Annotated in this window: 33 protein-coding genes and 1 tRNA gene; 29 read left to right on the forward strand and 5 right to left on the reverse strand. The window is 70.1% G+C overall.

Annotated elements, in window-relative coordinates:
• Position 1 precedes the first annotated feature (1 nt).
• From AB0D18_RS02155 to AB0D18_RS02180, 6 genes are all read left to right on the forward strand, one after another.
• A complete protein-coding gene (locus tag AB0D18_RS02155) occupies positions 2-2,182 on the forward strand; it encodes an acetyl/propionyl/methylcrotonyl-CoA carboxylase subunit alpha (RefSeq protein WP_362411236.1) in 2,181 nt (726 codons plus the stop codon).
• Positions 2,179-3,114: a hydroxymethylglutaryl-CoA lyase gene (locus AB0D18_RS02160; protein ID WP_362411239.1), complete on the forward strand. Its 936-nt coding sequence runs from the start codon at positions 2,179-2,181 to the stop codon at positions 3,112-3,114. The genes AB0D18_RS02155 and AB0D18_RS02160 overlap by 4 nt, the downstream gene beginning before the upstream one ends.
• 10 nt (positions 3,115-3,124) lie before the next feature.
• Entirely contained in the window at positions 3,125-4,300 is a 1,176-nt protein-coding gene (locus AB0D18_RS02165) for an acyl-CoA dehydrogenase family protein (RefSeq protein WP_362411242.1), read from the forward strand.
• 122 nt (positions 4,301-4,422) lie between these two features.
• Entirely contained in the window at positions 4,423-5,457 is a 1,035-nt protein-coding gene (locus AB0D18_RS02170; RefSeq protein WP_362411245.1) for an ABC transporter substrate-binding protein, read from the forward strand.
• Between the two features lie 118 nt (positions 5,458-5,575).
• On the forward strand, positions 5,576-5,821 hold the full coding sequence (locus tag AB0D18_RS02175) for a type II toxin-antitoxin system prevent-host-death family antitoxin (RefSeq protein ID WP_362411248.1): 246 nt from the start codon (positions 5,576-5,578) through the stop codon (positions 5,819-5,821).
• Positions 5,818-6,264, forward strand: coding sequence for a PIN domain-containing protein (locus AB0D18_RS02180; protein ID WP_362411251.1), 447 nt, complete (start codon positions 5,818-5,820; stop codon positions 6,262-6,264). Before AB0D18_RS02175 ends, AB0D18_RS02180 begins: the two co-directional genes overlap by 4 nt.
• A 73-nt stretch (positions 6,265-6,337) precedes the next feature.
• Here AB0D18_RS02180 and AB0D18_RS02185 read toward each other — a convergent pair whose 3' ends face one another.
• The gene (locus tag AB0D18_RS02185; RefSeq protein ID WP_362412127.1) at positions 6,338-7,918 is read right to left on the reverse strand and encodes a beta-N-acetylhexosaminidase; all 1,581 of its coding nucleotides are present in this window, start codon (positions 7,916-7,918) and stop codon (positions 6,338-6,340) included.
• Between the two features lie 190 nt (positions 7,919-8,108).
• On the opposite strand from AB0D18_RS02185, the gene AB0D18_RS02190 reads away from it, so the two are divergent.
• The 3 genes from AB0D18_RS02190 (at position 8,109) to glmS (ending at position 11,256) form a co-directional block, all read left to right on the forward strand.
• Complete coding sequence (locus AB0D18_RS02190) at positions 8,109-8,987, forward strand: DUF4429 domain-containing protein (protein WP_362411254.1); 879 nt, start codon at positions 8,109-8,111, stop codon at positions 8,985-8,987.
• Positions 8,988-9,086: 99 nt separating this feature from the next.
• A complete protein-coding gene (locus tag AB0D18_RS02195) occupies positions 9,087-9,374 on the forward strand; it encodes a hypothetical protein (protein ID WP_362411257.1) in 288 nt (95 codons plus the stop codon).
• 64 nt (positions 9,375-9,438) lie between these two features.
• A complete protein-coding gene (gene glmS, locus AB0D18_RS02200; RefSeq protein WP_362411260.1) occupies positions 9,439-11,256 on the forward strand; it encodes a glutamine--fructose-6-phosphate transaminase (isomerizing) in 1,818 nt (605 codons plus the stop codon).
• A gap of 112 nt (positions 11,257-11,368) precedes the next feature.
• On the opposite strand, the gene AB0D18_RS02205 is transcribed toward glmS, so the two are convergent.
• Together AB0D18_RS02205 and AB0D18_RS02210 are read right to left on the reverse strand one after the other, a co-directional pair.
• Positions 11,369-11,953, reverse strand: a complete 585-nt coding sequence (locus AB0D18_RS02205; RefSeq protein WP_362411263.1) for an acetate uptake transporter — start codon at positions 11,951-11,953, stop codon at positions 11,369-11,371.
• A gap of 179 nt (positions 11,954-12,132) precedes the next feature.
• On the reverse strand, positions 12,133-12,678 hold the full coding sequence (locus tag AB0D18_RS02210) for a universal stress protein (RefSeq protein WP_362411266.1): 546 nt from the start codon (positions 12,676-12,678) through the stop codon (positions 12,133-12,135).
• A gap of 422 nt (positions 12,679-13,100) precedes the next feature.
• Between AB0D18_RS02210 and AB0D18_RS02215 the strand changes: the two genes are divergently transcribed.
• The 5 genes from AB0D18_RS02215 (at position 13,101) to AB0D18_RS02235 (ending at position 17,626) form a co-directional block, all read left to right on the forward strand.
• Positions 13,101-13,523, forward strand: coding sequence for a hypothetical protein (locus AB0D18_RS02215; protein ID WP_362411269.1), 423 nt, complete (start codon positions 13,101-13,103; stop codon positions 13,521-13,523).
• A gap of 499 nt (positions 13,524-14,022) precedes the next feature.
• Positions 14,023-15,207 (forward strand): helix-turn-helix domain-containing protein, encoded by a 1,185-nt coding sequence (locus tag AB0D18_RS02220; RefSeq protein WP_362411272.1) that lies wholly within the window; start codon positions 14,023-14,025, stop codon positions 15,205-15,207.
• 239 nt (positions 15,208-15,446) lie between these two features.
• Entirely contained in the window at positions 15,447-16,058 is a 612-nt protein-coding gene (orn, locus tag AB0D18_RS02225) for an oligoribonuclease (protein ID WP_362411275.1), read from the forward strand.
• Positions 16,059-16,162: 104 nt separating this feature from the next.
• A tRNA-His gene (locus tag AB0D18_RS02230) sits at positions 16,163-16,235 on the forward strand.
• 110 nt (positions 16,236-16,345) lie between these two features.
• Entirely contained in the window at positions 16,346-17,626 is a 1,281-nt protein-coding gene (locus AB0D18_RS02235; protein ID WP_362411278.1) for a site-specific integrase, read from the forward strand.
• A 3-nt stretch (positions 17,627-17,629) separates the two neighbouring features.
• Here AB0D18_RS02235 and AB0D18_RS02240 read toward each other — a convergent pair whose 3' ends face one another.
• Together AB0D18_RS02240 and AB0D18_RS02245 are read right to left on the reverse strand one after the other, a co-directional pair.
• On the reverse strand, positions 17,630-17,881 hold the full coding sequence (locus tag AB0D18_RS02240) for a hypothetical protein (RefSeq protein ID WP_362411280.1): 252 nt from the start codon (positions 17,879-17,881) through the stop codon (positions 17,630-17,632).
• A 175-nt stretch (positions 17,882-18,056) separates the two neighbouring features.
• Positions 18,057-18,440 carry an XRE family transcriptional regulator gene (locus AB0D18_RS02245; RefSeq protein WP_362411283.1) on the reverse strand — a complete coding sequence of 128 codons (384 nt, stop codon included), beginning with the start codon at positions 18,438-18,440 and terminating at the stop codon, positions 18,057-18,059.
• A 264-nt stretch (positions 18,441-18,704) separates the two neighbouring features.
• Between AB0D18_RS02245 and AB0D18_RS02250 the strand changes: the two genes are divergently transcribed.
• The 15 genes from AB0D18_RS02250 to AB0D18_RS02320 all read left to right on the forward strand — a co-directional run bounded on the left by AB0D18_RS02250 (position 18,705) and on the right by AB0D18_RS02320 (position 26,006).
• The gene (locus AB0D18_RS02250) at positions 18,705-18,992 is read left to right on the forward strand and encodes a helix-turn-helix transcriptional regulator (RefSeq protein WP_362411286.1); all 288 of its coding nucleotides are present in this window, start codon (positions 18,705-18,707) and stop codon (positions 18,990-18,992) included.
• Entirely contained in the window at positions 18,989-19,261 is a 273-nt protein-coding gene (locus tag AB0D18_RS02255; protein WP_362411289.1) for a helix-turn-helix domain-containing protein, read from the forward strand. The genes AB0D18_RS02250 and AB0D18_RS02255 overlap by 4 nt, the downstream gene beginning before the upstream one ends.
• Positions 19,262-19,352: 91 nt before the next feature.
• Positions 19,353-19,706, forward strand: a complete 354-nt coding sequence (locus tag AB0D18_RS02260; protein WP_362411292.1) for a hypothetical protein — start codon at positions 19,353-19,355, stop codon at positions 19,704-19,706.
• On the forward strand, positions 19,703-20,176 hold the full coding sequence (locus tag AB0D18_RS02265) for a hypothetical protein (RefSeq protein ID WP_362411295.1): 474 nt from the start codon (positions 19,703-19,705) through the stop codon (positions 20,174-20,176). Before AB0D18_RS02260 ends, AB0D18_RS02265 begins: the two co-directional genes overlap by 4 nt.
• Before the next feature lie 109 nt (positions 20,177-20,285).
• Positions 20,286-20,537, forward strand: a complete 252-nt coding sequence (locus AB0D18_RS02270; RefSeq protein ID WP_362411297.1) for a hypothetical protein — start codon at positions 20,286-20,288, stop codon at positions 20,535-20,537.
• The gene (locus AB0D18_RS02275) at positions 20,530-20,910 is read left to right on the forward strand and encodes a hypothetical protein (protein WP_362411299.1); all 381 of its coding nucleotides are present in this window, start codon (positions 20,530-20,532) and stop codon (positions 20,908-20,910) included. Before AB0D18_RS02270 ends, AB0D18_RS02275 begins: the two co-directional genes overlap by 8 nt.
• Positions 20,907-21,323 carry a hypothetical protein gene (locus tag AB0D18_RS02280; protein WP_362411302.1) on the forward strand — a complete coding sequence of 139 codons (417 nt, stop codon included), beginning with the start codon at positions 20,907-20,909 and terminating at the stop codon, positions 21,321-21,323. Before AB0D18_RS02275 ends, AB0D18_RS02280 begins: the two co-directional genes overlap by 4 nt.
• Positions 21,323-22,372 carry a lambda-exonuclease family protein gene (locus tag AB0D18_RS02285; RefSeq protein ID WP_362411305.1) on the forward strand — a complete coding sequence of 350 codons (1,050 nt, stop codon included), beginning with the start codon at positions 21,323-21,325 and terminating at the stop codon, positions 22,370-22,372. The genes AB0D18_RS02280 and AB0D18_RS02285 overlap by 1 nt, the downstream gene beginning before the upstream one ends.
• Positions 22,369-23,145, forward strand: coding sequence for an ERF family protein (locus tag AB0D18_RS02290; RefSeq protein ID WP_362411308.1), 777 nt, complete (start codon positions 22,369-22,371; stop codon positions 23,143-23,145). The genes AB0D18_RS02285 and AB0D18_RS02290 overlap by 4 nt, the downstream gene beginning before the upstream one ends.
• Positions 23,142-23,846, forward strand: a complete 705-nt coding sequence (locus AB0D18_RS02295) for a 3'-5' exonuclease (protein WP_362411310.1) — start codon at positions 23,142-23,144, stop codon at positions 23,844-23,846. The genes AB0D18_RS02290 and AB0D18_RS02295 overlap by 4 nt, the downstream gene beginning before the upstream one ends.
• A complete protein-coding gene (locus tag AB0D18_RS02300) occupies positions 23,843-24,430 on the forward strand; it encodes a hypothetical protein (protein ID WP_362411313.1) in 588 nt (195 codons plus the stop codon). The genes AB0D18_RS02295 and AB0D18_RS02300 overlap by 4 nt, the downstream gene beginning before the upstream one ends.
• A complete protein-coding gene (locus AB0D18_RS02305; RefSeq protein WP_362411316.1) occupies positions 24,400-25,443 on the forward strand; it encodes a DNA cytosine methyltransferase in 1,044 nt (347 codons plus the stop codon). Before AB0D18_RS02300 ends, AB0D18_RS02305 begins: the two co-directional genes overlap by 31 nt.
• The gene (locus tag AB0D18_RS02310) at positions 25,440-25,685 is read left to right on the forward strand and encodes a hypothetical protein (RefSeq protein ID WP_362411319.1); all 246 of its coding nucleotides are present in this window, start codon (positions 25,440-25,442) and stop codon (positions 25,683-25,685) included. Before AB0D18_RS02305 ends, AB0D18_RS02310 begins: the two co-directional genes overlap by 4 nt.
• Entirely contained in the window at positions 25,682-25,810 is a 129-nt protein-coding gene (locus AB0D18_RS02315) for a hypothetical protein (protein WP_362411322.1), read from the forward strand. Before AB0D18_RS02310 ends, AB0D18_RS02315 begins: the two co-directional genes overlap by 4 nt.
• Positions 25,797-26,006, forward strand: a complete 210-nt coding sequence (locus AB0D18_RS02320) for a hypothetical protein (RefSeq protein WP_362411325.1) — start codon at positions 25,797-25,799, stop codon at positions 26,004-26,006. The genes AB0D18_RS02315 and AB0D18_RS02320 overlap by 14 nt, the downstream gene beginning before the upstream one ends.
• The last annotated feature ends 307 nt before the right edge of the window (positions 26,007-26,313 follow it).

Below are 26,313 nucleotides of genomic sequence, written 5' to 3' on the forward strand. Positions count from 1 at the left end.
CATGACGACTGTGACCACTTCCCCTGTGACGACTTACCTCTTCGACACCGTCCTGGTCGCCAACCGCGGCGAGATCGCCGTCCGCGTCATCCGTACGCTCCGCGAGCTGGGCATCCGCTCGGTGGCCGTCTTCAGCGACGCCGACGCCGACGCACGGCACGTCCGTGAGGCGGACACGGCGCTGCGGATCGGCCCGCCGGCGGCGTCGGAGAGCTATCTGCGCATCGACCGCCTGATCGAGGCCGCGGTGCGCTCGGGCGCGCAGGCGATCCACCCGGGGTACGGATTCCTCGCGGAGAACGCGGAGTTCGCGTCCGCGTGCACCTCCGCCGGACTGGTCTTCATCGGCCCGCCGGCCTCCGCGATCTCCCTCATGGGCGACAAGATCCGCGCGAAGGAGACGGTAAAGGCGGCGGGCGTACCGGTCGTGCCAGGGTCATCGGGCTCGGGCCTCACGGACGCCCAACTCGCCGCGTCCGCCCGGGAGATCGGTATGCCGGTCCTCCTCAAGCCGTCCGCGGGCGGCGGCGGCAAGGGCATGCGGCTGGTCCGCGACGAGGCCCTCCTGGCCGACGAGATCGCGGCGGCGCGCCGTGAGGCCCGCTCCTCCTTCGGCGACGACACACTGCTCGTGGAGCGGTGGGTCGACCGCCCCCGGCACATCGAGATCCAGGTCCTGGCCGACGGCCACGGCAACGTCGTCCACCTCGGCGAGCGCGAGTGCTCGCTCCAGCGCCGCCACCAGAAGATCATCGAAGAGGCGCCGTCCGTACTCCTCGACGAGGCGACGCGGGCGGCGATGGGCGAGGCCGCGGTGCAGGCGGCGCGCTCCTGCGGGTACAGCGGGGCGGGCACGGTCGAGTTCATCGTCCCCGGCGACGACCCGGCCTCGTACTTCTTCATGGAGATGAACACCCGCCTCCAGGTGGAGCACCCGGTCACCGAGCTGATCACCGGCCTCGACCTGGTGGAGTGGCAGATCCGGGTCGCCTCCGGCGCCGAACTCCCCTTCACCCAGGCTGACATCACCCTCACCGGGCACGCCGTCGAGGCCCGCATCTGCGCGGAAGACCCTGCCCGCGGCTTCCTCCCCTCGGGCGGCACGATCCTCGCCCTGCACGAGCCGCAGGGCAACGGGGTCCGGACGGACTCCGGCCTCTCGGTCGGCACGGAGATCGGCAGCCTGTACGACCCGATGCTGTCGAAGGTCATCGCGTACGGCCCGGACCGCCCCACCGCCCTGCGCAAGCTGCGCGCGGCGCTGGCGGAGACGGTGACGCTGGGCGTCCAGACGAACGCGGGCTTCCTGCGCCGCCTGCTGGCCCACCCGGACGTGGTGGCGGGCGACCTGGACACCGGGCTGGTGGAACGGGACGCGGAGTCGTTGATCGACGACACCGTCCCCGTGGAGGTGTACGCGGCGGCGGGACTGCTGGCGCAGGCGGAACTGGCCGGTCCTGCCTCGGGCTGGACGGACCCGTTCGACGCACCGTCCGGCTGGCGCCTGGGCGGCACCCCCGCCTGGACGGTGCACGACTTCCGGATCCCGGGGCAGGAGCCGGTGGCGGTACGGGTACGCGGCCCCGTGACGTCTGCGGAGGTGAGCATTCCAGCCGCACCGCCCATGTCAGCCCCTGCGGCGTTTGAGCAGCGGGGGTCCGGGGGCGGAGCCCCTGGCGCGTCCGGGCCGGGCCCGGTTTCGGGAAGGGGCGGGGTGGGGGAGATCCTCCGTGCCCGGCTCGCCCCCGGCGCACCTTCCGCGACCCGGGCCGCCCAAGCCCAAGCCCCATCCCCGGCCCGCCTCACCGTCGAGGTCGCCGGCCTCACCCACACCTTCCGCCACCACGGCGAGTGGCTGGGCCGGGACGGCCACGCCTGGCACCTCCAGCCCCACGACCCCGTCGCCGCCACCCTCACCGGCGCCGCCCACTCCGGTCTGGACGCCCTCACCGCCCCCATGCCGGGCACCGTCACCGTCGTCAAGGTGGCCGTGGGCGACCGGGTCGCCGCCGGGCAGAGCCTCCTCGTCGTCGAGGCCATGAAGATGGAGCACGTCATCTCCGCCCCGCACGCCGGCACCGTCGCCGAACTCGACGTCAAGGCCGGGGCCACGGTCGCCATGGACCAGGTCCTGGCCGTCGTCACCCCCGAGAGCACCGACGAGGAGGAGGACACCGCATGACGCTCCCCATGGTCGTCAAGGACCCCCAACTCCCCACCCGCGTAAGGATCTACGAGGTAGGAGCCCGCGACGGCCTGCAGAACGAGAAGTCCACGGTCCCCACCGAGGTGAAGGCGGAGTTCATCCACCGTCTCGCCGCAGCCGGCCTCACCACCGTCGAGGCCACCAGCTTCGTCCACCCCAAGTGGGTGCCCCAACTCGCCGACGCGGAAGCCCTGTTCCCTCAGGTGAAGGACCTGGCGGAGACCACACGCCTCCCCGTTCTCGTCCCCAACGAGAGGGGCCTCGACCGCGCCCTCGCCCTCGGCGCCCGCGACGTGGCCGTCTTCGCCAGCGCCACCGAGTCCTTCGCCAAGGCCAACCTCAACCGTACGGTCGACGAGGCCCTCGCCATGTTCGAGCCGGTCGTCACCCGCGCCCGCGCCGCCGGTGCGCACGTCCGCGGCTACCTCTCGATGTGCTTCGGCGACCCCTGGGAAGGCGCGGTCCCGGCCGCCCAGGTCACCCGGGTCTGCCGCCGCCTCGTCGACATGGGCTGCGACGAACTCTCCCTCGGCGACACGATCGGCGTGGCGACCCCCGGCCAAGTAGCCGCTCTCCTCACCGACTTGAACGAGGCCGGCCTTCCCACGGACCTCCTCGGTGTCCACTTCCACGACACCTACGGCCAGGCCCTCTCCAACACCCTCGCCGCCCTCCGCCACGGCGTCACCACCGTCGACGCCTCCGCGGGCGGCCTGGGCGGCTGCCCGTACGCGAAGTCCGCCACCGGCAACCTCGCCACCGAAGACCTCATCTGGATGCTGAACGGCCTCGGCATCGACACCGGGGTCGACCTCACCCGCCTCACCGCCACCAGCGTGTGGATGGCGGAGCAACTCGGCCGACCCAGCCCGTCCCGCACCGTACGCGCCCTCTCCCACAAGGACTGAAGGACAGACGATGGACCACCGCCTCACCCCCGAGCACGAAGAACTCCGCCGCACCGTCGAGGAGTTCGCGCACGACGTCGTCGCCCCGAAGATCGGCGACCTGTACGAGCGGCACGAGTTCCCGTACGAGATCGTCCGTGAGATGGGCCGCATGGGCCTCTTCGGCCTGCCCATCCCGGAGGAGTACGGCGGCATGGGCGGCGACTACCTCGCGCTCGGCATCGCCCTGGAGGAGCTGGCCCGCGTCGACTCGTCCGTCGCGATCACCCTCGAAGCGGGCGTCTCGCTCGGCGCGATGCCGATCTTCCGGTTCGGTACGGAGGAGCAGAAGCGGGAGTGGCTGCCGAGGCTCTGCGCGGGCGAGGCGCTCGGCGCGTTCGGCCTGACCGAGCCGGACGGCGGGTCGGACGCGGGCGGCACCCGTACGACGGCCGTCCTCGACGAGAAGACCGGCGAGTGGGTGATCAACGGCTCCAAGTGCTTCATCACCAACTCCGGCACCGACATCACCGCCCTGGTCACCGTCACCGCGGTCACCGGCCGCACTGCGCCCAATTCAACGAGTGACGGCAAGCCGCTGATCTCCTCGATCATCGTCCCCTCCGGCACCCCCGGCTTCACCGTGGCGGCCCCGTACTCGAAGGTCGGCTGGAACTCCTCCGACACCCGCGAGCTGTCCTTCTCCGACGTCCGCGTCCCGGCCGCGAACCTGCTCGGCGAGGAGGGCCGCGGCTACGCCCAGTTCCTGCGGATCCTCGACGAGGGCCGCATCGCGATCTCCGCGCTCGCGACCGGCCTCGCGCAGGGCTGCGTCGACGAGTCGCTGAAGTACGCGCGCGAGCGGCACGCCTTCGGGAAGCCGATCGGGTCGAACCAGGCCATCCAGTTCAAGATCGCGGACATGGAGATGCGGGCGCACATGTCCCGCATCGGCTGGTACGACGCGGCGTCCCGCCTGGTCAACGGCGAGCCCTTCAAGAAGCAGGCCGCCATCGCCAAGCTGTACTCCTCCACCGTCGCCGTCGACAACGCCCGGGAGGCAACCCAGATCCACGGCGGGTACGGCTTCATGAACGAGTACCCGGTGGCCCGGATGTGGCGCGACTCCAAGATCCTGGAGATCGGCGAGGGCACCAGCGAGGTGCAGCGCATGCTGATCGCGCGCGAACTGGGCATGCAGGCCTAGGCAGAGAGCCGCGCCCCACTTCCGTACGGGCGGAAACCGGACACCCCCTTCAGGCCAGAAGGAAGGTTAGGCTAACCTTCCCCTGGTCCCGTCCGCTCCGCCCGTACGAAAGCAGAACCGCCATGCCCTCCCCGTCCCGCCTCTCCCGTCCCACCCGCCGTGGCCTCCTCGCCGCCGGCGGTGCGCTCGGCATCGGCGCCGCACTGGCCGCGTGCGGCGGCGAGAAGGCTTCCGGCAGCAAGGCGTCGGAGGGCGGCGCCGGGAAGTCGGGCCCCTGGTCCTTCACCGACGACCGCGGCAAGAAGGTCGAGACAAAGTCCTTCCCGAAGAGCATCGTCGCCTTCACCGGCACGGCCGCCGCGCTCCACGACTACGGCATCGAGGTCACGGGCGTCTTCGGCCCGACCAAGGGCAAGGACGGCAAGCCCGACGTCCAGGCCGGCGACATGGACATCTCGAAGCTCGAAATCATCGGCAACGCCTACGGCGAGTTCGACGTCGAGAAGTACGCCAAGCTGATCCCCGAGCTGCTGATCTCCGACATGTGGGAGAAGGACGTCCTCTGGTACGTCCCGGAACAGTCCGCCAAGAAGATCTACTCGCTCGCCCCGAGCGTCGCCCTGTGGGCCTCCGGCACCAACATGGAGAAGGCCCTGGCGCGCCGCGCCGAGCTGGCCGCGTCCCTCGGCGCCGACCTCAGGGCGAAGAAGATCGCGGACGCCAAGGCCCGCTTCGAGAAGGCCTCGGCCCGGCTGCGCGCCGCCGCGAAGGCCCACCCCGACATCAAGGTCATGATCGGTTCGGCCTCCGCCGACCTGTTCTACGTCTCGCTCGCGAAGATGAGCGCCGACACGCTCTACTTCCAGGAACTGGGCGTGAAGTTCATCGAGCCGAAGGTCGACGCGCAGGGCTTCTTCGAGGGCCTGAGCTGGGAGAACGTCGCCAAGTACAAGGCCGACGTGATCATGATGGACAACCGCTCGGCAGTGCTCCAGCCCAAGGACATCGCCAACAAGCCGACCTGGGCACAGCTGCCCGCCGTCAAGGCCGGCCAGGTGATCCCGCGCGTCACGGAGCCGATCTACTCCTACGACAAGTGCGCACCGGTCCTGGAGGACCTGGCAAAGGCGATCGAAACCGCCAAGAAGGTCGCCTGACGGCGGGGGCGGGGAAGGGCGGGGGCGGCGAGGGGCGCTTGTCCCGTGCGAGTGCGCCGCGGCCGGCCGCGCAGTTCCCCGCACCCCTGAAACCCTCGGCCGTAGTACCGTGTACTACATGGAAGCCACCGCCCGCGAGTTCAACCAGCGGTCCTCGCAGATCCTCGCCGCCGCCGAGCACGGCGAGACCGTCACGGTCACCAAGAACGGCCGTCCGGTCGCCCGCCTGGTGCCGATAGATGCCGACGAGGCGCTCCCGTACTCGACGGACCCCATGGGTGACATGGAAATCCCCGACATCGGGACCGGGCCCGACCTCACCGACGAAGAAGTCGACGAGGTTCTCCGGGGGATGGGCTCTTGAGCGCCGTCACCATCGCCGACACCAACGCCCTCTATCGGCTTCTCGTCGCGTCCACGGCCGACAGCTCCCAGTACCGCAAGGCCTTCTCGGCCATCGGGCATCTGGTCGTCTCCCCCATGGTCATGACCGAACTCGACTATCTGGTCACCACGAAGATCAGCGCACAGGCCGCGTACCGCGCGCTCGACTTCCTCGCCAGAGGGGCCGAGGGGCGGAAGCTGTCCATCCCCGACGTCGCCCCGCACCTGCGCACGGCGATGACGGTGCTGGAGGGGTACCGGGACGCGGACGGCGGCAAGGGGATCGGCCTGGCGGACGCCATGAACGTCGCTCTGGCCGCCGCTTACCGCACGGACGCGATGTTCACCTCGGACCGTCACTTCCGCATGATCCGGCCCCTGACCGGGCACACGGCCTTCCGGTTGCTGCCGGAGGACCTGTAGAGCCCGCCGTACGGGAGGGGGTACGCCGGACGGTCCCGGCGTACCCCCTCCCGTACTACTGGCGCGCTCTCAACTACTCACTCACCCACGGCACTTGCGGCGACTTGTAGAAGTCGATGCCCATCGCCGTCAGACGCGGGCCCTGCTGGGCGAGGCGGGTCTTGTACCGGTCCCAGTGGTGGGTGGACGCGGGTGACCAGCCGAGCTCGGCGATGCCGGGCAGGCGGGGGAAGGCCATGTACTCGATGTCCTTGGTGGTCACGAGTGTTTCGGACCAGATCGGTGCCTCGACGCCGATGACGGAGCCGGGGGCCGCGTTCTCGATGTACGTGCCGGGGTTCCAGTCGTACGAGCGCTGCGCCTCGACGTAGCCCGCCCAGGCCAGCCCCAGCTTGGTGTCCTTGTTGTACTTCATGTCCAGGTAGGTGCGGTCGGCCGGGGAGATGACGACCTTGGCGCCGTTCTTGTGCGTGGCGTCGGCGACCGTCTTGCGGTCGGCGGCGGCGCTGTCGGTGCCCCAGTACTGCATGATCGAGCCCTTGCCCGGGTTCGCGGTGGCCAGCTGGTGCCAGCCCATCACCGTCTTGCCGTACTTGCCGACGATGGCCTGCGCCTTCGTCATGAACTTCACGTAGTCCTCGTGCGGCGTCGCGTGCGCCTCGTCGCCGCCGATGTGGATGACCTTGCCCGGCGTCATCCGGGCGATCTCGCCGATCACGTCGTCGAGGAACTTGTACGTGAGGTCCTTGTCGACGCACAGCGAGCTGAAGCCGACCGCGGTGCCGGTGTAGAGCGGCGGGGCGACGCCGTTGCAGTTCAGCTCGGCGTACGAGGCGAGGGCGGCGTTGGTGTGGCCCGGGGCGTCGATCTCCGGGACGACCTCCATGTGCCGGTCCGCCGCGTACTTCAGGATGTCCTTGTACTGGGCCTTGGTGTAGTAGCCGCCGGGGCCGCCGCCGACCTGGGTGGAGCCGCCGTACGTGGTGAGCCTCGGCCAGGAGTCGATGGCGATGCGCCAGCCCTGGTCGTCCGAGAGGTGCAGGTGGAGCTTGTTGACCTTGTAGAGGGCCAGCTGGTCCACGTAGCGCTTGAGCTGGTCGACGGTGAAGAAGTGGCGGGAGACGTCGACCATCGCACCCCGGTAGCCGTAGCGCGGGACGTCCTTGATGGTGCCGCCCGCGACCTTCCACGGCCCGGTCTGCTTCGTCGGCCTCTCGACGGCGGCCGGCAGCTGCTGGCGCAGCGTCTGGATGCCGTGGAAGAGACCGGCGGCCCTGCGGGCGCTGATGGTGACGCCGCTGCGGCCGGAGTCCAGCCGGTAGCCCTCCTCGCCGAGCGAGGGGTCGGAGGAGAACCTCAGCCGGATGCCGTCCCGGCCGTCGCGCGAGGTGACCGGCAGCTGGTACCCGGTGGACGGGCGCAGCACCTTCGCCAGGGCGTCGCCGACCTTCTTGGCGTCCGCCGAGCGGCCGACCCTGATCCGGGTCCCGGAGTCGATCGTGTAGGCCGCTCCGCCCGCACTGACCGAGGCGGGGGCCGGAACGATCTGGCCCAGCGGTCGGGGCCCGGCGGCCTTGGCCGGGGCGGCGGGACCCGCACCGGGTGCCGGGGCCGCGCCGACGGCGGCCGTTCCCGCTACGGCGACGAGCAGCATCGGAGCGAGGAGGCGGGGAATCGTACGACGGTGTCTCACAAGCGGTCCCTTCGACGGGGCAGCGCGGCTGTGGCATGTACGTAACAGAGGTGGAGCAGGACCCATGGCTACCGTCCAAGTCACGGCCCGGTCAAGGGTGTAGACCAATTCAACACCTCATGGGCACGCACGCCGGTGCGAGAATCCCGGCATGGCGGAGATTCTTCAGAAGGACGGTACGTGGACTTTCGACGGCGACACAGTGCGCATCGTCCCGGGGCGGGGCAGCAAGATCCATCCGCTGCGGCAGGCACTGGGTGAGCTGGAGGTCCCGCTGGTCGCCCTGGCGGGCATCGCCTACGAGCCGGGGCGCAAGGGCGGCGGGCTGCGGCTGCGCCTGCGGGAGGGCGCGTGCCCGCTGCTGCTGGCCGCGAGCGGCAGGCTGGGGGGCGCCGCCGACCCGTACCGGCTCGCCGTCGAGCAGGACCGCACCGGTGTCGCCGAGTACTTCGTGGACGAGGTCCGCACCGCGCTGCTGCTCGACCAGGTGCCCTCCGAACCGGTGGACCGCTTCCTGCTCCCCGGCCCCGCGGTGCCGGTGTCGGGCGGCGGCGGGGACGGCACGGCCTCCTTCGAGGGGGACGCGGTGCGCCTGTCCTGGAACTGGAAGGCGGAGGAGTCCAAGTCCTCCGGCGGCCCCGTCTCCCTCCCCCTCGCGGAGATCACCGGGGTGGAGTGGCTGCCCTCGATAGGGCTGGAGAACGGCCACCTCCGCTTCCTCACCGGCCGGCCCGGGTCGAAGTCCCCCGCCCCCAAGTACGACCCGTACGCCCTGGACCTGTGGGGGCTGTCGAAGAAGGAGTACACGGCGGCCCTGGTCGCCGCCGCGGTGCTGGCCCGGCTTCCGCACCCGGCGGCCACCGCGGAGCCCGCCGGAACACCCGTACTGGAGAAGGCCGCTCCCGCCGCCGCCGACGATCACGACACCCTGCTGCGCCGTCTGCGTGAACTCGGCGAGCTGCACGGGGCCGGAATCCTCACCGACGAGGAGTTCGCGACGGCCAAGCAGGCCGTCCTGAAGCGGCTCTAGGTCCAGACCAAGGGCGCCCAGAGACGAGATCAAGAGGAATCCTGCCCGATATCGGGCAGGATTCTTGCATAAGCCCTCACACTGCCCCAATATCAACGGGTGCTCGAACGCCGTACGTCTCCCTCGTCCCCGCACGAGGACCTCATCGACCATCTGGTCCGCTCCACCGCGCTGCCGCGCGGCGAGGCCGCCCGGGTGGTACTCGACGTACTGGCGTACTTCGACGAGACGACCGAGGAATTCGTCCGCCGACGCCACCGCGAACTGCAAGCAGGCGGCGCCGTGAACGCGGACATCTTCGAGAGGATCGCGGCCGAGCTGCCGCACCGCGCGGTCGCACCGCCGGAGCTCACACTCCGCCAGCTGCGCCGCCTCGTCTACGGCTGAGCAGCCCCTACCCGGGCCGCCCGGCACCGGACAGCACCACAGACAACTCGGAGGGCAAGTCCTTATGTGTGGAATCGTCGGTTACATCGGCAAGCGTGACGTAGCGCCCCTGCTCCTGGAAGGCCTGCAGCGCCTGGAGTACCGCGGCTACGACTCCGCGGGCATCGTGATCAACACCCCCAAGGCGTCCGGCCTGCGCATGGTCAAGGCCAAGGGCCGGGTCCGTGACCTGGAGGCCAAGGTCCCCAAGCGCTTCGCCGGCACCACCGGCATCGCGCACACCCGCTGGGCCACCCACGGCGCCCCCTCCGACGAGAACTCGCACCCGCACCTGGACACCGAGTCGAAGGTCGCCGTCGTCCACAACGGCATCATCGACAACGCGGACGATCTGCGCGCCAAGCTGACCGCCGACGGCGTCGTCTTCGCCTCCGAGACGGACACCGAGGTCGTGGTCCACCTCATCGCCCGCGCCCAGGCCGAGACCCTGGAGGAGAAGGTCCGCGAGGCGCTGCGCCACATCGAGGGCACCTACGGCCTGGCCGTCATGCACGCCGACTTCGCCGACCGCATCGTCGTCGCCCGCAACGGCTCCCCGGTCGTCCTGGGCATCGGCGAGAAGGAGATGTTCGTCGCCTCGGACGTCGCCGCCCTCGTCTCCCACACCCGCCAGATCGTCACCCTCGACGACGGCGAGATGGCCACCCTGAAGGCCGACGACTTCCGTACGTACACCACGGAGGGCTCGACCACGTCGGCCACGCCGACCACCGTGGAGTGGGAGGCCGAGTCGTACGACATGGGCGGCCACGACACGTACATGCACAAGGAGATCTCCGAGCAGGCCGACGCCGTGGACCGCGTGCTGCGCGGCCGGATCGACGACCGCTTCTCCACCGTGCACCTGGGCGGCCTCAACCTGGACGCCCGCGAGGCGCGCGGCGTGCGCCGCATCAAGATCCTCGGCTGCGGCACCAGCTACCACGCGGGCCTGATCGGCGCCGGGCTCATCGAGTCCCTGGCCCGCATCCCCGCCGACGCCGAGCCCGCCTCGGAGTTCCGCTACCGCAACCCGGTCGTGGACCCCGACACCCTCTACATCGCGGTCTCCCAGTCCGGTGAGACGTACGACGTGCTGGCCGCCGTGCAGGAGCTGAAGCGCAAGGGCGCCCGCGTCCTCGGCGTGGTCAACGTGGTCGGTTCCGCCATCGCCCGCGAGGCCGACGGCGGCGTGTACGTGCACGCGGGCCCGGAGGTCTGCGTCGTCTCCACCAAGTGCTTCACCAACACCGTCACCGCCTTCGCGCTCCTCGCCCTGCACCTGGGCCGGATCCGCGACCTCTCCGTCTCCGACGGCAAGCGGATCATCGCGGGCCTGCGCAAGCTGCCCGCCCAGATCTCGGAGATCCTCCAGACGGAGGAAGAGATCAAGAAGATCGCCGAGGAGTACGCGGGCGCCAAGTCGATGATGTTCATCGGGCGCGTGCGCGGCTATCCGGTCGCCCTGGAGGCCTCCCTGAAGCTCAAGGAGATCTCCTACATCCACGCCGAGGCCTACCCCGCATCCGAGCTCAAGCACGGCCCGCTCGCCCTCATCGAGCCCGCGCTCCCGACGGTCGCGATCGTCCCCGACGACGATCTGCTGGAGAAGAACCGCGCGGCGCTGGAGGAGATCAAGGCCCGCAGCGGCCGGATCCTGGCGGTCGCGCACCGCGAGCAGGAAAAGGCCGACCACACCATTGTGGTCCCGAAGAACGAGACCGAGCTGGACCCGATCCTGATGGGCATCCCGCTCCAGCTCCTCGCCTACCACACGGCGCTGGCCATGGGCCGCGACATCGACAAGCCGCGCAACCTGGCGAAGTCCGTCACCGTCGAATAAACACAATCCGTCTGTACGAGAAGGGCCCCGCACACGCCACCACGGCGTGCGGGGCCCTTCCCCGTCGGGTCCGGTGTCGCCCCACACCGGACCCTGGCCCGGCAGTTGCGGTTCAGCCGGCGGCCGTCACACCCCGGCCGCCCGCGGCGCGGCCCGGCAGGGCCGTGGGCCACTTCGCCCATGCCGCCGTCGCGCCGTACCAGGCGAGGAGCCCGGAGAGCGCCGCCACCCAGCCCGCGACCTTCCCCAGCATCGAGGCGTCCGCGAACTGCGCGATCCCGAGCAGCAGCAGTGCCACGAACAACAGCCCGTACATGACCTGCGAGAGCGGTCCGCCGCCGGCCGCCCCCAGGGTCAGGCTGAGCGCGAGCAGCGCCCAGAGCAGCAGGAACAGCCCCGCCGCGTCGGCCGAGAGCCCGCCGTCGCCGGTCGCGGTGCCCCAGGTGAACCAGAAGGCCCCGAGCCCGGCGAACGCCGTCCCGTTGAACGAACTCCCCGCCCGGAACTCCAGGAGCCCCGCGACGAAGAGGGTGAAGCCGCCGACGAACAGCGCGACGGTGACGGCGCTCGCCGCCGTGATCCCGCTCAGCACCCCGGTGTGACCGAGGCCGAAAGCGAGGAGGGTGAGTCCGAGTGCGAGGTGGCCGAGAGTGGAGGCGGAGGCGGATGTGCTTCCCGCGGAGACGTCGTTGTCCACGGCGGGGCTCCCTTCCTGCAAGTACTGCGGGTGCCTGGTGCTGAGTGCCCAGCGACCTTTATTTACCCTTCACAAGGTCACAAATCACCCCTACGCAGGGGTAGTTTCAGGAACCGCCACAGAACGTCAAGAGCGCAGAACCGCCAACTGCCTTGCCCGTCACGCAAACTGACGAAGCATTACGGAATGACAACAACCGGACGCTGCGCCCGCTTCGCCAACCGCCCCGCCACCGACCCGAAGAGCCGCCCCACGATGCCGTGCGTCGACCCCACCACGATCGCGTCGGCCTCGTACTCCCGGCCGACCTCCTCCAGCTCGTGGCAGATGTCGCCGCCCCGCTCGACCAGGATCCACGGCACCTCGGCGAGGTAGTCCGCACAGGCCAGTTCGAGCCCGAGCACCTCGGTGCGGTGGTCGGGGACGTCGACGAAGACGGGCGGCTCGCAGCCCGCCCAGACGGTGGTCGGCAGCCGGTTCGCGACATGGACGATGATCAGCCCCTGGCCGAGCCGCCTGGCCATTCCGATGGCGTACGCGAGCGCCCGCTCGCTGGAGGTGGAGCCGTCGAAGCCGACGACAACACCGTGCCGGAAGGCGGGATCGCAGGAGTGACGGGGGTCTTCTCGCGCGTAGAGGTCGCCGCTCGACTCCACGCCGTACTCGGCAGTGGGATCGGCGACCTGCTTGCGGTCCGCGGGTTCGGGGGTTTCGTGACCGGCCATCGGTGTCTCGGCGTCTGCATCCTCAGGAGAACTGCACGGGGCTTACGGCGGGAACAGCAGGGGACGACTCGCCCCACGACAGCGGAGCTGTCCGGGAATCATCTTCCCAAGCCCATACCCCCAAGGGTACGGCGGCACTCCTCCGCTGCCCAGTGCCCGCAGGCGAGCAGCGTTCCAGGAGCATGCACGACCCAGGCCGGGATCGCAATGCCCGCTGGCCCGTACAGGCGTCTGCCGCCGCCCCGTACCGGCGTCCGCCGCTGTTTTTCGTACGCACGTCTGCCGGCGCTCCGTACCGGCGTCCGCGGCCGCTCCGCACGGAGGCCTGCCGCCGCTTCGTACAGCCGCCGGCGACGTGACCGTCCGGCCCCTCCGTTCGTTGATCAGGCTCCCCGTCCCCCGCGCCCAGGAGGAAGTGCGCCGTGCACGGCCCCTCGCCCTTCTCGCCGCCGTACGACGACGACCATCCCCACGGACACCAGGGACATCAGGGACCCCACGGGGCACAGCCACACCACGGACACCGCCCGCCTCCGGACATTCCGGCCGACCCGGAGCGCGCGTCCGCCGGCTCCGCGGGGGACGTCGTCCGGTGGGCGGCCTTCAGCTGTCTGCTCGTACCGGTGGTACTGATCGGGTACGGAGCGCCCGTCGGCGGCGCCGCCGCGTCGGCCGCGGGACTGGCCGTCGTCACCGTCGTCTGCCGCCTGCTGCTCCGCCGGTCGACCAGGACCGCCGTCCGCGACCGGGAGCCGGACGAGGACCTCCAGGCGGGCACCCACCGCGGCCGGCACAGCCGCACCGGCTCCGGAACACACCGCGGCGGACGCAGGGCGGAATCGTGAGGATCGCGCCGTGGACGCGGATTCACAGAAGAACAGTGCGTGAAATCGTTGCGGAGAGGTCACGCACCGCAGGGTGGTGCGCCGGGTGAGTGACGGGATCGCACACGCGCGCCCGTAGCTTTTCAGCCAACTTCGCCTCCACCCCCGCGCCTTGGCGGAAGGCCCCTCCAACCCCCGTGCCACCAGGGAAGAAAGGACCGCTCGCCGCCCGCGCACCCTACGGGGACGGGCCATGAGCGAAAGGCGCACTTCCCTGCGGCGCCCGGGAGTGGAACGCTTCCTGATCGAATGCTTCGCGCCAAGTTGTCATGTCGACATAGCGCCGGTTTCGGAACTTGTCACGACGGCGCCATACGACACAGTAGATTCGATCATGGGTTATTCGACGGCGGGGGAACCGTGCAGGACCTAGAGGGACTGCGACTTCAAGGAGCAGTGTGCAGGAGCCACAGGCCCGTCACGAACAGGGAGCCGCGACCACTGAGGGGGGCTTAGCGTCATGAGCCAGGACTTGGCCGCACCGCCGGAGGCCGCCCGGAAGCTCTCCGGGCGCCGCCGCCGGGAAATCGTTGCCGTTCTGCTGTTCAGCGGGGGACCCATTTTCGAGAGCTCCATTCCGCTCTCGGTGTTCGGCATTGACCGGCAGGACGCAGGGGTTCCGCGCTACCGGCTACTGGTGTGCGCCGGCGAGGAAGGACCACTCCGTACCACCGGAGGCCTCGAACTGACCGCACCGTACGGCCTGGAGGCGATGAGCCGCGCCGGGACGGTCGTCGTACCGGCCTGGCGGTCCATCACCTCCCCACCACCACCGGAGGCGCTGGACGCGCTGCGCCGCGCGCACGAGGAGGGGGCCCGGATCGTCGGGCTGTGCACGGGGGCCTTCGTGCTCGCCGCCGCCGGCCTGCTCGACGGCCGCCCGGCGACCACGCACTGGATGTACGCGCCGACGCTCGCCAAGCGCTATCCGTCGGTGCACGTCGATCCGCGCGAACTCTTCGTCGACGACGGAGACGTCCTGACCTCCGCGGGGACGGCGGCCGGAATCGATCTGTGTCTGCACATCGTGCGCACGGACCACGGGACGGAGGCGGCCGGTGCGCTGGCCAGGCGTCTCGTCGTACCGCCGCGCCGGAGCGGCGGGCAGGAGCGCTATCTCGACAGGTCTTTACCTGAAGAAATCGGCGCCGACCCGCTGGCCGAGGTCGTCGCGTGGGCGCTCGAACACCTCCACGAGCAGTTCGACGTGGAGACGCTCGCCGCGCGTGCGTACATGAGCCGCCGGACCTTCGACCGGCGTTTCAGGTCGCTCACTGGGAGCGCTCCACTGCAGTGGCTGATCACTCAGCGGGTGCTGCAGGCCCAGCGGCTGCTTGAGACGTCGGACTACTCGGTGGACGAGGTCGCCGGCCGGTGCGGCTTCCGCTCGCCGGTCGCGCTGCGCGGGCACTTCCGGCGCCAGCTGGGGTCATCCCCGGCTGCGTACCGGGCCGCCTACCGGGCGCGGCGACCGGCGTCCGACCCCGTCGCACTGGGGTCGCCGTCGGCGCTGTCCGAAGCGGTGCCGCAGCAGGTGCGGCGGGCTGCGGCGGCAAACGCCGGAGTCTCGGGCACGAGCGCGTCCGTCACGGACAACGGCAGGCAGAGCTCGGACGTATACGTACCGGGCGGACGCCTGAGGTAGCGGGGAGCAGGCGGGCAGGGGGGTGCGGCTCCGCGTGGGGGCCGCCCCCTTGCCCACCCGTCCCGCCCCCGGGGGGCGGCCCCGCTGCCCAAGGAGGCTCGCGGGCTCAAAGGGGCTGGGGGGCAGGGGGCATTCTTTAGGGGCGCGGGGAACTGCGCGATCAGCCACGACGCACCCGCACGACAACCACCCGCTCTGGGCGGAGCCCGAAGGCTCCCGCACCCCATAGGGTGAGCCGCATGAACGATCGCATGGTGTGGATCGACTGCGAGATGACCGGGCTCTCGCTGACGGACGACGCACTTATCGAGGTGGCCGCACTGGTCACCGACTCGGAGCTCAACGTGCTCGGCGAAGGCGTGGACATCGTAATCCGCCCGCCGGACGCGGCCCTGGAGACCATGCCGGAGATCGTGCGCCAGATGCACACCTCCTCCGGCCTCCTCGACGAACTCGCCGCCGGCACCACTCTCGCCGACGCCGAGGCACAGGTCATGGCGTACATCAGGGAGCACGTGAAGGAACCGAAGAAGGCCCCGCTCTGCGGGAACTCCGTCGGTACCGACCGCGGCTTCCTCGCACGCGACATGCGGGAGCTGGAGGACTACCTCCACTACCGCATCGTCGACGTGTCCTCGGTGAAGGAGCTGGCCAGGCGCTGGTTCCCGCGGGCGTACTTCAACAGCCCGGACAAGAACGGCAACCACCGCGCCCTCGCCGACATCCGTGACTCCATCACCGAACTGCGCTACTACCGCGAAGCCGTCTTCGTACCCCGGCCTGGCCCGGACTCCGACACCGCGAAGAAGATCGCAGCGAAGCACGTCGCCCCTGGTGAGGGCGGCAAGTAGCACCCTCGCGGGGGCCCTGGAAAGGCCTCCGTAAACCTGGGCGCGAGCACCCTCGCGAACCCTGTACACTTTTTCTCAGCCGGTCACGAAAAAGACCGGTCACGGTGGGTGTAGCTCAGTTGGTAGAGCACCTGGTTGTGGTCCAGGTGGCCGCGGGTTCAAGTCCCGTCACTCACCCTGAATGATCAAGGTCTGACCTGCGAAAGCAGGTCGGGCCTTGATCTGTTTCTGAACCTTGGGAACACAACGGGAACCGATCATGTGATCTGCGCCCTACCCTCGCCCTCATGGCAAGCATCGTGGTGCGCCCCAAGGCGGGCGGCAGCAGCACCTTCCAGGTGAAGTGGCGCGAGGGCGGCGCCTGGCAGACGGAGCGGTTCGGCGACGTCGACTCGGCCGAGGCATTCAAGAAACTCGTCGAGGCCCACGGCGGACGGTGGCCGCACGGCTGGGTGCGCGGGCAGGGATTCGTCGAGCCGGACACCGACCCGGACGACGTCCCGCTGATCGAGTGGGCACACCGGTACGCCGACCGGCTGACCGGAATCGACGAGCGCACCCGCAAGGACTACAAGCGGGACATCGACAACCACTTCACCCCGGTCACCCACACCCGTGCCGACGGTTCGGTGATGACGTACGGCGGCATCGTCCACACCGACCGATCCGGGACGCGGGCGCCGGCCACCCTATGCACCGTGACGCAGGACGACGTGACCGACTGGGTTCGAGCGCAGGAGACCACCGTCAAGGATCCTGACGACCCCTCACGGACCCTGTGGCGCAAGGCCAGCCCCAAGTCCATCGCGAATCGCCACGGGCTCCTCTGGTGCATCTTCCAAGCCGCACTGGACGCAACCCCTCAACTCCGCGCCACCAACCCATGCGCGAAGACGTCGCTGCCCCGCACGGACTCCGGGACCGAGGAGGAGATGACGTTCCTGGAACACGACGAGTACGCGCGGATCGTCGCCGAGATGCGGGCATTTGATCCGGCCGCAGCCGACCTGTGCGACTGGCTCGTGGGCACGGGCATGCGGTGGGGCGAGGCGAGTGCGCTTCAGACCCGGGACCTTAACCTGCGCGCGGGAACAGTCAGCGTCCAGCGGGCCTGGAAGCGCCAAGAGGACAACACCTTCGCGCTGGGCCCGCCGAAGACGAAGAAGGCTCGCCGCGTCATCGCGCTCACAGGGGCGCAGATGGACATGCTGCGCAGATACGTCGCCGGTCGCGGCCCGGAGGACTACGTCTTCCGCGGCGGGCAGGGCAAGGCGTGGCGACACAGCAACTTCTACCACCGGAAGTGGGAGCGCGCCCTCAAGGAGGCCACCGCGAAGGGCCTCACGAAGAAGCCCCGACTGCACGACCTCCGCCACACCCATGTGTCGTGGCTGATCGCTGCGAACATTCCGCTGCCCGCAATTCAGAACCGTTTGGGCCATGAGTCGATCACGACGACGGTCGACCGGTACGGGCACCTGGTGCGCGCCCTCGACGGCGAGATCACGGCCGCCGTCGAGGCAGCAATGTCCACCCCAGCGGGGTCTGGGCTGAGGCAGGTGGTGTGAGTTCTAGGAGGCTCGTCTGATCTGGGGCGGCTCCCCCGCGGGGCCGTCCCAGTGCTGCGTCCAGACCTTCTCGTCGGAGAGGAACCGCAGGTACTCGACCATTTCGGCGCGGAGCCTCTCGGTCATCTCGGTTGCGAGGATGAGCCAGACGAGCTCGCCCTCGATTTCCACCGGGTAGCAGGCCCGCCCTCCGGGCAGATAGGCGACCAGTTCAATTCGTACTAGCGCCTGCTCTGCTCCATTTTTGTCCGCCATCGAGCCCCCTTGCATGGGTGCACCAAAAATTCGTCCGCTAGTTCGAACGGGTGCACTGAGCTTACCGATTCGCCCCCCAGGCGGATCACAGACGATGCCACACGGGTCACAGCGTGACCAGACCCAACCCGTCAGTAGTCAAAGATTGCCCCACTGCTGTCGCATGCCCCGCTCGTCAGCCCTTGCGGCGCGCGAAAGTCTCCGTGATCGCGGCGAGCTGCTCAAGATCCTCCGGACTCATCTCCTGAATCCGGGCAATCAGTAGGCGCGCCGTCCCGTCCTCCGAACGCACCTCCCCCATCCCGAGGTACTGCGCAGCGGCGGCCTCCTGGACAACACGGAGCGGGAGCTCAAGGCCGGCGGCCAGCGCCCGGAGCAGCTCCTCCGAGGGCGTGTCCGTCGGCTTGTTGTTCTCCAGCTTGCTGATCCACCCGAACTTCGCCTGTTCACCTGATAGCGGATCAATACTGCGCTCGGCCAACGTGCGCAGGCTGATGCCCAGCTCGGCGCGGCGCCGTCGCACGAGGTCGCTTAGCTGCGTTTTTGTCTGCTCGGCCATGAGGCTCATCCTGCCTGCTCGCTCCCCTGTCGCACGACTGGTGTCTATGGGGCGAGATGGACGGCTGCGAGTCTGCCCTGATCAGTGGCCGTCCTGTTCACGCGCCACGACAGAGTGTCTACGGTATCGACCCTTGCCGGATAGGGCGCGCGGGGGGTACGGCTGATTCCGCACGCTCTGTGCGCCTGCGTAGACAGACCGTCTATGGGTGTGTACTGTCGTTCTTGTTCACGGAAACGCACACTGTGTCTACGGAGGTGAATCATGCGCAGCACAAACAATATGGATCTTCTCGTCGACCCTGACCTGCTCGTCCTCCTGATGAAGCGGACCGGCGACGGCCGGGGCATCAGCGTCCGCGACCTCGCCGCTGAGGCAGGAGTCCACCCGAGCAAGGTCGGCTTCCTCCGAAACGGAGCTCACAAGTCCGCCCCTCACGAGGCCGCATTGGCAATTGCCAGGCGGCTGGGAGTCGACCACCTGGTCCTCTGGGCCCCGGCCGGCCGGGCGGTCCCCGCTCCGGCGCACAACCCGGAAGCGGTCCCGGCATGAAGCGCCACACCTACCCCGAGGCCGCGGCCATCCTCCGCATCGAGGAGAGGTGGCTCCGCCGGAACATCGCCAGCCTGCCGCACTCGAAGCTCGGCCGCGTCGTCCGCTTCACGGACGCCGACCTCGACCGGATCGACGAACTGTTCCACCACGAGCCGACACGTGGGCCGCTCGCCCTGGTCGTCGCTAGCTCGCCGTCGACCGCCGCTCACCCGCTGGCGCAGCTGAAACCGCTGCCGCCGCGTGGTGCCCCGGTCCGCATCGCCTGACCCACCACGAAAAAGACGGGGCCGCCCGGACCGGGCCTGGTCCGAATGCGACCCCTCGGCACACCTCACCCACAAGAACGAGAGGTACACCGTGATCACACAGACTACCCACCGCCCGCCCGCCACCGACTACGAGCGGACGAGTGACAACCGCCTCGCCATCGAGTCGATGCTCGACTGCCTCCCGCTGCCCTCCCCGACGGTGATCGTCCGTCCCGGCGCCGTGTACGTCACGGTGTCCGACGTCGACGACCTCGGCGAGTGGCTCCAGTCGCGCGGCGGCTACATCCACATCAGCCCGGCCCGTGACGGCCTGGAGCTGTGGACGCTCATTACCTCGACCACCCCCCGCCCGGACGGCACCACTGTTCCGGTGCGGGTGTCGGTCGCGGTCCCCGAGGGCGAGCAGGTCATGGACTACATCCGTGCGGCGGTGACCGGATGAGCGCCGGCCGGACGGTGGCTGCGGCCCGGGTGATCGTGGCCGCCTGGGAGTACGCGTCTCCCCTGACGGACCTCGCGTCCGTGGCTGCGGAGGCGCTGGAGTCCGCGTGTCTCCTCCAGGACCCGGAGCTCGCACGGGAGTTGGTCGCGCTGCGGGCCAGGGTCGCTGAGCTGGAGGCCGCGCCCACCCTGATCTACCGGGCGGAGCACCCGGAGTCCGGGCTCACGCTCGGCACCTACGCCACCGAGCAGACCGCCATGGACCACTGCCTGGCGCTCGCCTACCGCGAGGGCGCGACCGGCCTCGTCGCGTGGGTCCCGGACGACGGCAGCAAGTTCAGCCCGATGGAGCTGACCTTCTTCGACCTCAAGCACGTCGACGGGGACGACGCGTCCGCGCAGACCTGCACCGGCTACATCGTGACGCCGCTGGAAATTGACGCCTCGTACGACGAGGAGGGCGACGAGTGATCGTCCTCCAGATCCTCATGGCCGCCGCGCTGGTCTGGCTCGGCGTGATGTGCGGCCTCGCCCTCGACGACACCCACCACCACATCACCACCCGACGGGGGAACAAGCGATGACCGGACCCGAGCACTACCGCCAGGCCGAGCGCCTCGCCGACCAGGCCAACCACTACACCTACGGCGACGGGGCGGACCCCGTGGTCGGTGCCGCACTCGCGGCGGAGGCGCAGGTGCACGCCACCCTCGCGCTGGCCGCCGCGACCGTGATGCAGGCGCCCGTGGACGGCTGCGAGCCTGGCATGGCGTCGCACGAGTTCAACGCCTGGTACCAGGCGGCCGGAGTGGAGGCGGCGGACCGTGGCTGACGACCGCATGCCCACCGTGGGCGGCCCGTTCCGTATCCACGCCGCCGCCATCCCCGGGGGCGCGACCCTCGACATCTCGCACTACCTGAGCGTCCTCATCCTCGCCCTGGCCGGACAGGCCGACGAGGACGGGCAGTCGGTCCTCGACGACCTCCAGCACATCGCCGCCCTGGACCGGTCCGCCGGCCATCAAGGGCCCGACTCGCACGCCGCGCACCAGCGGGACACCTGCGTGGAGACCCTCCTCGACGGGCTCGTCTCCGACGGCAGCATCCCCGTGTACGGGGTGCAGGTGCTGCGGCTCGCGGACCGGCTGCGGGAGATCGGCCAGCCGAAGGCCGTCCCGGCGCAGCGTCAGGTCGGTGCTGCGTGAACGCCTTCTACAAACCAGGCCATACGTACACGGACAGCGAGTTCCCCCAGTACGGCTGGAAGTTCCGCTGCGACACCGTGACCACTCACCCGGAGAACGAGGAGCGGACTGCGCTCGGCTGGCGCTTCTTCAAGGGCACGTGGGACCCCTACGCCTACTACGAAGACGACTTCGACGTTCACCGGTACGTCGGCTACACCGAGGAGAAGGCCACCCCTTCGGGGGCGGCGGCCACTCCTCAGCCGGTCCTCTGCCCGCCGTGCCGCCGTGGCGACTGCGAGGAGTGCATGACCCCGGACCGGGCCCCGCACCTCAACCCGTACAACTGCCACACCCCGGGGGCCGGGCGCTGCCCGCGACCGACCGAGCCGGTCGAGTACGGCGACGACTACGGAATCGGGGGCGGCTTCTGATGGAGACCACCGTGCTGGCCGGGGCTTCGGCCCCGGCCGCCGGCCGCCGGGTCACCCCGACCGGCCGCCTCATCCTCTCCGCCGACGCCGACCGCGACGTCTGGCTCGCCGCCCGCCGTTCCGGTATCGGCTCCTCCGACCTCGCCGCGATCCTCGGCGTCAGCCGCTACGGCAATGCCCTGTCGGTCTGGCACGACAAAACCGGCGGTCTCCCGCTGGAGGGTGACGACTCCGAACCCGCCCTGTGGGGGCGGCTGAACGAGGAGACCGTGGCCCGTGAGTGGGCCCGCCGCAACCGGTCCGTTGTCCGCCGGGTTGGCCTGGTCGCGAACGTCGACCGGCCGTGGCAGATGTGCACTCTCGACCGCCGCGTCCTCGAATGTCCGCTGGCCGAGACCCGCGAGCGGTGCGCTGTCGAGATCAAGTGCCGGGCCGCGTTCAAAGCCGGTCAGTGGCGCACCGGGTGCCCGGATGACGTCCTCGCACAGACCCTGTGGCAGGCCGACACCTGCGGCTACGACCACATGCATGTGGCGGTGCTGATCGGCGGCAACGACTTCCGTCAGTTCGTCGTGCGAGTGACCGACCACACTCAGCTCGTAGCCGACCTGCGGGCGGCCGGGGCGCTGGCGTGGGAACAGATCACCACGCGGCGCCCGCCGGTCCTGCCCGCCTCGGCGGACCCGGATGTCCTCCTCGATCTGTACGAGCAGCTGCATCCCGGCCGGACCGGTGAGCCGGTGGCCATCGACCGGGACGGCGACGCGCAGGACGCCTTGGCCGACTACCTCGACGCCGTCAACGACGAGCGCGAGGCGAAGTCCCGCAAGACGCGGGCGAAGGCCGCGCTCGTCGGTGCGCTCGGCGACGCCGACACCGCCTACCTCGGCGGCCGAACCGCCTACTCCTTCGACGAAGAGTCCCGCGAGTACGTCGACCGGGCCCGGCTGCGCGAGGAGTTCCCCGGCGCTTACGAGGCGTGCGTGGAGGACCGCACCAGCCGCCGTCTGTCCATTCCCACCGCTGTACGAGAGGCGCACCAGGTATGACCACGCTCGCTGAACGGGCGGCGGCTGCGGCCGGTCGCACCGACACCCCGCCCGCTGGCGCCCCGGCTGTGCTCGTCGAGGAGTACGTTCCGGCGCCGGACCTCATGGCTGACTACGAGCCCGGCGACGACGACCCAGAGATGATCCCGGTCCACCTCGCGTGGCTGCGGGTCCGCCGCGACATCCGCGCCATCGCGAAGGGCGAGCAGTACAACGGCGGCGGCACCCGCTTCAACTTCCGCGGCGTCGACACGGTCGTAAACACCTTCGGCCCGGTCACCCTCAAGCACGGCATCAACGTCATCCCTCAGCAGGTGAACGCGGAGTACCGCGACACGACCACCAGCAAGGGCAACAAGATGCGCGAGTGCACGGTCCGCGTGACGTGGCTGATCATCGGCCCGAAAGGCGACACGATCACCGCGCAGTCGCAGGGCGAGGCCCTGGACTCCGCCGACAAGGGCACCGCGAAGGCGCAGTCCGTGGCTCTGCGCGTGCTCCTCCTCTCCAGCGGGCTGACGCCGACGCACGACAAGGACCCGGACGCCTCCCACGTCGAGCGCGGCAACGACGCCCCGGCCCGCACACCGGACTCGTACCGGGACGAGATCCTCGCCAAGGGGACATCACCCGGCCGCCTCCAGCAGATCGGCTACGAGCTGGGCAACCTCCGCATGCTCGGCCGGACGGTCGTCAACGAGACCGGTGAGCAGGAGTCGCTCGACGACCTCGGCCGGCGGATCTACGCCGAGCGCACGGGCGGTGCCTCATGACCTGGCACCTAGGCCGCATGGTCGGCTTCGACCTGGAAACCACCGGCACCGACCCGGAGACCGCCCGCATCGTCACCGCGTGCATCGTCCAGTGCGGTGGCGGCCAGCCCACCGACTCCGGAGTCTGGCTCTCCGACGTCGACGGGCAGGACATCCCCGACGGGGCCGCCGCCATCCACGGCATCACCACCGAGAAGGCCCGCACGCAGGGCACCCCGCTGGAGGAGGTCGTCGGGCAGCTCCTCGGAGGACTGACGCAGGCGATCGTGTCGGGCCTGCCGATCGTCGCGATGAACGCACGGTACGACTTCACCGTCCTCGACCGCGAGGCCGAACGGTACGGGCTTGACCCGCTCCCGCCCGCGCCGGTCGTCGACCCGCTCGTCATCGACCGGCACGTCGACAAGTACCGCAAGGGCTCCCGCAAGCTCACCGCCCTGTGCGAGCACTACGCGGTGCCGATCGGCGACGCGCACTCCGCTGACGCCGACGCCATCGCCGCGTGCCGGGTCGCGTGGCGCCAGGGCACCATGCATCCCGCCCTCGCGCTGATGACCCTCGACGAGCTGCACACCGTGCAGACCGGATGGGCCGCCGAGCAGGCCGCCAGCCTCCAGGCGTACTTCCGCAAGAAGGACCCGGCCGCGGTCGTCGAGCCCGCGTGGCCGCTCGTCCCCCGCCCGCGAGGCGAGGGCCTGTGACCACTCTGTTCGACGTCACGACTCCTGCGGCCGGGCTGTCCCCCCACCCGGCCGCAGGGCCCACCCCCCTCGTCGTGGGGCTGGATCTCTCCCTCACCTGCACCGGCGTGGCCGGAGTCGGCTGGTCCGAGATCATCCGCACCAAGAAGCGCGGGGACGACCGGCTGAGCTACCTCGTCACCATGATCGGCGAGTACGTCCGGGCGGCCGACCTCGTCGTGATGGAAGGCCCTTCGTACGGGCACGGTGCGATGGCCGGCCACGAGGAACTCGCCGGGCTCCGCGTGCTGGTGCGCCAGTACTGCTACCGGCACCGCATCCCGTACGGCGTCGTCCCCCCGTCCTGCCTCAAGCTCTACGCCACCGGCAAAGGCAACGCAGACAAGGGCACCGTGCGCACGGGCGTCGCCGACCGGTTCGGCCACCACACCGAAGGCGTCGGACGCTACGACCAGGCCGACGCCTACACCGCGATGTGCATGGGTCTGCACCACCTCGGCTACCCGCTCGCCGCCGTGCCCGAGCGGGAGACCGCCGTCCTCACCAAGTGCGCGTGGCCAGACGTCGTGGCAGTGGCCCGATGACCCGTATCGGCTCGTTCTGCACCGGGTACGGCGGCCTCGACATGGCTGTCCAGGCCATGTTCGGCGGCACTACCGCATGGGTCACCGACCCCGACCCCGGTGCCGCCCGCATCCTCGCCCACCGCGTCCCCGACGCCCCCAACCTGGGCGACCTCACCGCCGTCGACTGGTCGCAGGTCGAGCCCGTCGACATCGTGTGCGGCGGCTACCCCTGCCAGCCGTTCAGCCTCGCCGGCCACCTGAAGGGAACCTCGGATGAGCGGCACATCTGGCCCGACATTGCCCGTGCCCTTGGGGTTCTACGACCCCGAGTCGCAGTCTTTGAGAACGTCGCGAATCACCTTCGAGTCGGGTTCGACGTCGTCCTCGCTGACCTTGCCCGCCTCGGGTTCGATGCGGAGTGGTGCCTTGTACGCGCGTCGGAGGTCGGCGCTGCCCACCAGCGAAGTCGGCTCTTCGTCCTCGCCTGGGCTGCCGACACCGGCCGCCCGGGACTGGCGGGGCGGTGGGCAGAAGGGTCAACTGCCGACGGCCGTCAGCTTGTTGCCGACCCCGTCCACCTCGGAGGCGACCGGGGTGGGGCACGCCGCGCAGGGCGGGATGAATTTGCGGCACGTCGTGTCTCTGCTGCCGACGCCGCGGGCGTCGGCGAACGAGAACCGGCAGACGAAGCGCTCGCCCTCGCAGGAGGCGGGCAGGCACGGGTTGTGCCTGGCGGCCGAGGTGTGTTCGCTCCCGACGGCGCCCGCAGCGGCCGACCGGCCTGGGGTTCCTACGGTCCCGCTATCGCCCGGTGGGGGCGAGTCCTCGGCCGCCCTGCCCCGAGCCCAACTAACGATCTGGGACGCCTGAACCCCCCGTTCGTCGAGTGGCTCATGGGGCTGCCCGCTGGCCACGTCACCGACGTACCCGGGCTCTCGCGCACCGCGCAGTTGAAGGCCCTCGGAAACGGAGTCGTGCCGCAGCAGGCCGAGGCCGCGATCCGCCTCCTCGTCGACCGGGCCGCCGCGTGACCGCCTACTTCCTGCCCGACGGCAGGCAGATCACCGGCGCCCTCACCGTCCGCCTCGGCCAGCAGACCCGCACCGGCCAGTGGATCGAGAAACCCGCCGCGAAGTACGAGTGCCTCCTCTGCGAAGTCACCGTCACCATGACCGGCGCCGAGGCCGTCACCCGCTTCACCCAGACCATCCGCCACCTCCACCGGGACACCTGCCCGGGGGCACCCACCCAGCAAGGAGCACACGCCGCATGACCCTCCACATCGACGCAGACGTCAAGGTCGACTCCAAGGTCCTCACCGACGTAGCCGAAGCCCTGGAACCGTTCGCCACCCCAGATGTTCAAGCAGCGCAACGGCCGATGGATGGCCGTGGTTGAGCTGTCCCACACCGAGCGCACCGAGCCCGGACCGGAGGAGGACAAGGCCCCCTCGGTCAAGGTCCGCATCACGTCCATCGAGGTCGCCGGGGACGAGATCAGCGGCGGCCGACTCCGCTCCGTCCAGCGCGACATGTACGAGCGGCGCACCAGCGGCGGCACCCTCTTCCAGCCTGAAGAGCAGCAGAGCGCCTGATGGGCGGGGCGCGCAGGCCGGGCGACGACTCCCGGTGCCCGGCCTGCCGCGCCTCCACCCTCACCCAACTCGTCGGACACACCGCCGCATTGACCGTGACCGCCGACCTCCGACCGCTCACCCCGGCCGAGCAAGCCGCCACGGTCACACCGAACCGACTGATCTGGTGCCTCTACCAAGCGGGACCCCACACCCCGTTACGCCTTCGTTGGACCGGAATCTGGCACCCCACCAACTGCCCCCACCCCCACGTCACCGACCACCGGTGTCCGCCGACCGACCCCACCACCCTTTTCTGATCGGAGCC

The organism is Streptomyces sp. NPDC048442 (assembly GCF_040651475.1).
Taxonomy (GTDB): Bacteria; Actinomycetota; Actinomycetes; order Streptomycetales; family Streptomycetaceae; genus Streptomyces.